This is a genomic window from Spirosoma sp., from assembly GCF_048594605.1.
In the GTDB taxonomy this organism is placed as follows: Bacteria; Bacteroidota; Bacteroidia; order Cytophagales; family Spirosomataceae; genus Spirosoma.
In genome coordinates this window covers 22318-28425 of sequence record NZ_JBMDWV010000038.1, presented here as the reverse complement: position 1 = coordinate 28425, position 6108 = coordinate 22318, and the positions used below count along the sequence as shown (strand labels likewise).

Annotated in this window: 7 protein-coding genes; 4 read left to right on the top strand and 3 right to left on the bottom strand. The window is 46.0% G+C overall.

What is annotated here, in order from left to right:
* The 4 genes from glyA to ACOJS8_RS02025 all read left to right on the top strand — a co-directional run.
* A partial coding sequence (glyA, locus tag ACOJS8_RS02040; protein ID WP_420146862.1) for a serine hydroxymethyltransferase occupies nucleotides 1-850 on the top strand: 850 nt, incomplete at its 5' end.
* Nucleotides 851-961: 111 nt separating this feature from the next.
* A complete protein-coding gene (gene tatC / locus ACOJS8_RS02035; RefSeq protein ID WP_420146861.1) occupies nucleotides 962-1819 on the top strand; it encodes a twin-arginine translocase subunit TatC in 858 nt (285 codons plus the stop codon).
* A 90-nt stretch (nucleotides 1820-1909) separates the two neighbouring features.
* Nucleotides 1910-2533 carry a Uma2 family endonuclease gene (locus tag ACOJS8_RS02030; protein ID WP_420146860.1) on the top strand — a complete coding sequence of 208 codons (624 nt, stop codon included), beginning with the start codon at nucleotides 1910-1912 and terminating at the stop codon, nucleotides 2531-2533.
* Nucleotides 2534-2538: 5 nt separating this feature from the next.
* On the top strand, nucleotides 2539-2757 hold the full coding sequence (locus tag ACOJS8_RS02025; RefSeq protein WP_420146859.1) for a hypothetical protein: 219 nt from the start codon (nucleotides 2539-2541) through the stop codon (nucleotides 2755-2757).
* A 32-nt stretch (nucleotides 2758-2789) separates the two neighbouring features.
* On the opposite strand, the gene ACOJS8_RS02020 is transcribed toward ACOJS8_RS02025, so the two are convergent.
* The 3 genes from ACOJS8_RS02020 to ACOJS8_RS02010 are packed head-to-tail and all read right to left on the bottom strand — an operon-like array spanning nucleotide 2790 to nucleotide 6103.
* Nucleotides 2790-4133, bottom strand: a complete 1344-nt coding sequence (locus tag ACOJS8_RS02020; protein WP_420146858.1) for a DUF58 domain-containing protein — start codon at nucleotides 4131-4133, stop codon at nucleotides 2790-2792.
* Nucleotides 4134-4145: 12 nt separating this feature from the next.
* Entirely contained in the window at nucleotides 4146-4964 is an 819-nt protein-coding gene (locus tag ACOJS8_RS02015) for a tetratricopeptide repeat protein (protein ID WP_420146857.1), read from the bottom strand.
* Nucleotides 4961-6103, bottom strand: coding sequence for a hypothetical protein (locus ACOJS8_RS02010; protein WP_420146856.1), 1143 nt, complete (start codon nucleotides 6101-6103; stop codon nucleotides 4961-4963). Before ACOJS8_RS02010 ends, ACOJS8_RS02015 begins: the two co-directional genes overlap by 4 nt.
* Between the last annotated feature and the right edge of the window lie 5 nt (nucleotides 6104-6108).

Below are 6108 nucleotides of genomic sequence, written 5' to 3'. Positions count from 1 at the left end.
TACCGGTATAGTTGATTATGAGTTGCTTGAAAAAGTAGCTTTAAAGGAAAAACCTAAAATGATCATTTGCGGTGCTTCGGCTTACTCGCGCGATTGGGATTATGCTTTCATCCGTAAAGTTGCAGACAAAGTTGGCGCCTTAGTATTAGCCGATATTTCGCACCCGGCGGGCCTGATTGCCAAAGGAAAGCTGAATGATCCGATGGAGCATTGCCATATCGTAACCACCACAACGCACAAAACGTTGCGTGGTCCGCGCGGTGGTCTGATTATGATGCGGAATGACTTCGAAAACCCGTTCGGTATCAAAACGCCAAAAGGCGAAACCCGACTGATGTCGTCATTACTGGATTCGGGCGTATTTCCGGGTACGCAGGGTGGTCCGCTGGAGCACATTATTGCTGCTAAAGCTATTGGTTTCGGCGAAGCGCTAAGCGAAGACTTCTACGATTATGCCGTTCAAGTAAAAGCGAACGCACAGGCAATGGCAAGTGCTTTCCTGAGCCGAGGCTACGAAATTATTTCGGGAGGGACGGACAACCACCTGATGCTGATCGATCTTCGCTCCAAAGGCTTGACAGGTAAATTAGCAGAGAATACGCTTATTAAGGCTGACATCACCATCAATAAAAACATGGTGCCGTTTGATGATAAATCACCGATGGTCACCTCTGGTATTCGGGTCGGAACGGCGGCTATGACAACACGCGGCCTGAAAGAATCGGATATGGAGCAAATTGTCGTATATATCGACAAAGTGTTGATGAACCACGACGACGAAGCTACCCTAGCGACCGTTAAAGAAGAAATTAATGAGTGGATGAAAGCATTTCCGCTCTACAAAAGTTAATGATCGAGTGATTCAGTGGTTGAATGATTAAATAAATTAAAACTAATACGTGAGTTAGTCAATCATTCAACCACTCAATCATTCAGTCATTCAATCATTCGCAATTAGAACATGCCATTAGATCAACTGACTGACGAAGAGATTGAGTCCGAGGGTAAGGAGATGACCTTTTTGGACCATCTGGAAGAGCTACGCTGGCACATCATCCGGGCCGCTGCAGCCATACTGATTTTTACGGTCACAGCGTTCATCTTCATTGATGATATTTTTGAGTACGTATTGTTAGGGCCGGCAAAAACCGATTTCTGGACGTATCGTCAGATGTGTAAACTAGCTGACTATACGGGCTATGCCGACTTGTGCGTCAAAAAACTGACGTTCAAATTACAGGCGTTGGGTTTATCGGATCAGTTCACTATGTCCCTTACGTCGTCGTTCTTTGTTGGATTAAGTTTTACCTTCCCGTATGCTTTCTGGGAATTATGGCGATTCATAAAACCTGGACTACGTAACGCTGAGAAACGGGCTGCCCGTGGTGCTGTTTTTTACGTATCACTACTGTTTGCGATGGGCGTACTGTTCGGTTACTTTATTGTATCGCCCTTAGCCATTAACTTTTTAGTTAACTACACACTGTCAAGTAAGATTGAGAATAACATCGATATTACGTCGTATATCTCAGTTATTGTTACGTTGGCTCTTGGTTGCGGGCTTATTTTTCAGATGCCTATTGTTGCCTTCGTGCTCTCAAAAGTTGGCATATTGACGCCAGTATTTATGCGGGAGTACCGGAAACACGCCTGGATCGTTATTCTGGTTGTTGCTGGGATTATTACACCTTCGCCCGATATTTATAGCCAGATTCTGGTAGCCTTACCCCTGGCTCTGTTATATGAAATAAGTATTGTCGTTTCAGGGAGGGTGCAGCAGGCGCGTCTGAAAGACGAACAGGAGTTGATGAAGTCGTAATCGATAGTCATAAAGCAAAAAGCCCTTTCAGTAGAGAGGGCTTTTTGCTTTATACAGGTTTGTGTATCTTTACTTAAAAGCATGTAGCCTATGCAGGTATTGGAGAAAATACAACTGACTGATGCTCAGATAGAGGTATTGGAAGCCGGAAAGTCTGTTTCTGTTCCAGCATCGTGGGAGGAGTTTGAGGAGTTTTTAGCTGAAACAAACTACCGCGTTGAGTATGGTAATGGACAGATTGTTATAATGGGATTGGCAAAATTAATTCACGAGCTTTTAGTTATTCGTTTAGGTTATTTACTTACCGGGTATTATCTAGGCAAACCTTTTTACGTAGCGGGTAGTAACGCCGTTATTCGTAAGGACGATCAGAAAGGGCATTACAACGGCGACGTACTGGTTATCAAAGGTAAACCTGTTTTTCAGGATAAATCCCAATCGATAATTGCTAATCCGTATTTGATCGTAGAAGTTCTTTCTGAGGCAACGTTTACGTATGATTTAGGTGCCAAACGCCGGAAATATGAGCAGATGAGTAGCGTTCAGGAAATCGTCTTCATTGATCCTGTTGATAAAGAAGTTATTGTTTGCCGACGTACCGAACAAGCAAACGTCTGGACCGAAACGGCTTATACACAACCCGAGCAGTTGGTGAATATCGATGGTTTTCAGATCCAACTGAGTGAAATTTTTGACAACCTGCCCGAAGCATAAAACCAATGCAATACGATTTTCGCAAATACCATTACCGCTCCATCAATGCAGCCAGTGACGCCGAACGGGCAGCCATCAATCAGGAACTGAAAGATATGTATGCGTCATTACCTGATGATCAGAAAGAAGAGTTTAATCGGCAGCTGCAAACGTTTCTGGCAAAGGAAATGGGGCGGTTAAAGTCAGATTACGAATCCGTAAAAGGTAATTTGGGCGAAAATTAAACAGCTTGTGCCTCTACACAAGCTGTTTAATTTCAAATCATTCCCCGCGCTTTCAATTCCAGATATTTATTGACAGTGTTGGCCGTGAGATTTTGCGGAGCGGTTAGAATAGTTTGAATGCCATACTGCGCCAATTCTTTAACAATCTGCTTTTTCTCAAAAGAGAATTTCTCGCCGATGGTTTTCAGATAAATTTCTTCTGTATTGGCAGCTGGCTGATTAAGTAAATCGCGTAGTTCGGTATTCTCAAAGAAAATCACTAACAGCAAATGATCTTTGGCTAACCGACGCAAATAAGGCAATTGCCGATGCATACCGCTTACCGTTTCAAAGTTGGTGAATAGCAGCAGCAAACTCCGCTGGCGAATATGCGCTCGAACGCTGGCGTATAAGCTTTCGTAGTCTGTCTCCAGAAAACGAGTGCGTTGCCGGTAAAGTAGTTCCAGAATCTTGAGCATGTGTCCAGACCGGCGATCGGCAGGAAGCAAATGACCAATACGATCCGAAAAGGTTAAAATACCAGCTCGATCCTGCTTCATTAAGGCAATGTTACTGAGCACCAGACTCGCATTAATAGCGTAGTCAAGCAGTGTTAAGCCTTCAAAAGGTGACTGCATGACCCGGCCCTTGTCGATCAGGCAATAAACGGGTTGGGAACGCTCGTCCTGGTAAGCATTAATCATTAGAGACGATTCCTGAGCCGCACGTCGGGAAGTCGCTTTCCAGTTGATAGTACGTATATCATCCCCAGTCGTATAGGGGCGTACCTGTTCAAACTCCATGCTATGACCAATACGTCGTATGCGCTTGATACCTAGTTCATTCAGCCGATTCGTTACGGCCAGTAATTCATACTGACGCATCTGAAGAAACGACGGGTAGACGGCTACAACCTTACCTTTTTCGAACTGGTGCCTGCGTTTTAATAAACCCAGTGGAGACATTACAAATACGTTCACCGCGCCGAAGCTGTATTCACCCCGTCGCGTAGGGCGTAGCTCATAACGTATTGCCTGTGTTTCGCGGGGCTTCAGCTGGGCACGAAACAATACATCCCGTCGCTGAAACTGAAAGGGAATCTCGTCAATAACCTCTACAGTTGTCCGGAAAGTGTATCGATTTTCCAGATAGATTGTTAACGGGTTTTCATCTCCATTTGATAAACGTTCAGGCAACTCCCGTCGGGCGAAAAAGGCATTTTTCGTTCTGAAAAGGAGCCAGCTATCAATGCCAATCAGGAGAACAAAAACCGCAAAAACGATCTGGATTAGCGGGAACAGAATAGGAAATGCATACGACGCGATAAATAGCAACGTAATGGCTATGAGCGTGAACCAGAGCCGGGTAGAAACGAAAAGGGCGCGGAAAATTGTCACGCTGAAAGTCAATTAAGGTTTACGTTTTAGCGGAGTCAGTAATTCGTCAATCTCTGCTTCTGTGATTGGGTTGAACCGGTCTTCCTCTGGGCTGCCCGATCGTTCGGCACGTAGCGCTTTGTAAAAAAACGAAGCGTCCAGGAGTGCCGTCTGGGCTTCGGAAATTCGGCCTAGCTGGATGAAGGCTTTGCCCCGATAATACTGTATCAGCGCACTCTGGTTGAAATTTTCCTGAGCCTTGTCTAAATCAATAAGCGCTTTTTCGGGCTGCTGTAGAGCCAGGTAGCTGGTGGCACGACTCACGTATTGACGGTAGTTTACCCATTCGGGGCCATGCTTAATCGCCAGTGAATCAATCGCTTTCGAAAATTGCTCAATCGCTTTAGTATGATCGCCAAGAGCACGGTACGTTAAGCCGCGAAAATAACTTACGGAATTGTGACTAACGATATCGTCGAAATTGGGCGTCAGAGCATCATAAGCGTTAAAATGCTGGAGCGCCCGCGGGTAGTCGCGTAGTTGGTTAAGATAAATTTCGCCAACGACGCCATGTTCTTTCGGGTACCGTACACTTGCTTCTTCCAGCCACATCGCTGCCAGTTCATAATCCCGAGCCCAGGTGTATGCAAAAGCGCGCTTCTGATGATTAGTTGCGTTCAGTGGAAGCGTATCGAGTCGAGCCTGTGTGCGTTTGGTCATGGTCAGAAGTGACGTTTGTGCCGACCGATTGTACTCCATCAAACCAGAAACAGACTCCAGAAACCGGTTTGCATCCGGCTGAGCAAATGCGGAGTAGGGCAGAAGCAGCCATACGTAGTGAAGTCGTTTCATGGGAGCATGTCAATTAGGTGGCCATCTTTCAGCCGAAAGGTAAAAGAAATAACAGAATCCTGTGGCTGGATAACAGTAGGTCGGTCAGAAATATGACCCTTCGACAGATTCGCGGGAATATGCTCCCGGCAAATGGTTATGAACTGATTAGTAATCTGGCTATCGAAACGTTTAGGACAATAATCCTCGCCAAATCCGGCTACGTCAAATAAGCCTCGTTCGTTCTGGCAGTTGACGGCAAATTTTACCCGAAGCAGCCCCGATTGCCCTGGACGGTTTGATGCCTGATAATGCGACTGAAAAATCTGACGTATCGAGGGTACGTCTTCCTGATCAATAAACGTACGGGGGGAACCCATTAGGAAAAAGCAGTTGTCGCACGACTGAAATGTATTTGGGCGACAATGGTCAGCCGTTGTCAGATTTCGGATGAGTCGAAATGATTCGCTGACTACCGTACGGCCATTCCAGCCTGTAGTCTGTAATTGTTTCGGCGCTACGTTGGTAATCTGCCAGAAAGATTTGTAATCGCCTTCCCGATTGTATTGATTGCCCTGAATGATCAGAAACAGCGAATGATCAAACCGAGTAACCCGCCAGAAATGGGCCGTTCGCTGTTTTGTAACGGGGTTTTCCAAAGCCACTTTTCCATCGGCAAACAAGTAAATCAGAAGACTGTCCGATTGCCAGACACGGCCCGTTAGCTGCTGGACGGTTTTCACGGAATCAAGTGCTACGTCGGTGAAGCGCCGAAAAACGAGCGGCAGATTTGTACCGATACGTAGTAGATCGTTCTGAATGGTAACGAGCTTCGGCGCAAACTGGACCGTGTCCAGACGCACGCTGTCTCCCTGAATTGCCCAGGTAGATGTGCGTTTGGTCGCTGTACCGTCAACCATACCCAGGTGATACGTACTATCGGCGTTGAGCTGAAGATAAACGGGCAACGGACAGAAAGCATCCAGGTCCAGTTCGGTATGTAACCCAATCCAGATACCGGCCAACTGCCCCCGCGTAGGCGTTTGTGCTTTGCTTGATGAAAAATGAATAATGAATAATGTACAATAAACAAGCAGTATACCAGGCTTGCAATGCCAGCCGTTTCGCTCATCAGGTACTACGTATTTTCCATTATTCATTGCCC

Excerpts from the sequence above, each read along its gene's own strand:
- tatC (WP_420146861.1), top strand. The coding sequence starts at position 962 with ATGCCATTAGATCAACTGACTGACGAAGAGATTGAGTCCGAGGGTAAG.
- ACOJS8_RS02030 (WP_420146860.1), top strand. The coding sequence starts at position 1,910 with ATGCAGGTATTGGAGAAAATACAACTGACTGATGCTCAGATAGAGGTA.
- ACOJS8_RS02010 (WP_420146856.1), bottom strand. The coding sequence starts at position 6,103 with ATGAATAATGGAAAATACGTAGTACCTGATGAGCGAAACGGCTGGCAT.
- ACOJS8_RS02015 (WP_420146857.1), bottom strand. The coding sequence starts at position 4,964 with ATGAAACGACTTCACTACGTATGGCTGCTTCTGCCCTACTCCGCATTT.
- ACOJS8_RS02025 (WP_420146859.1), top strand. The coding sequence starts at position 2,539 with ATGCAATACGATTTTCGCAAATACCATTACCGCTCCATCAATGCAGCC.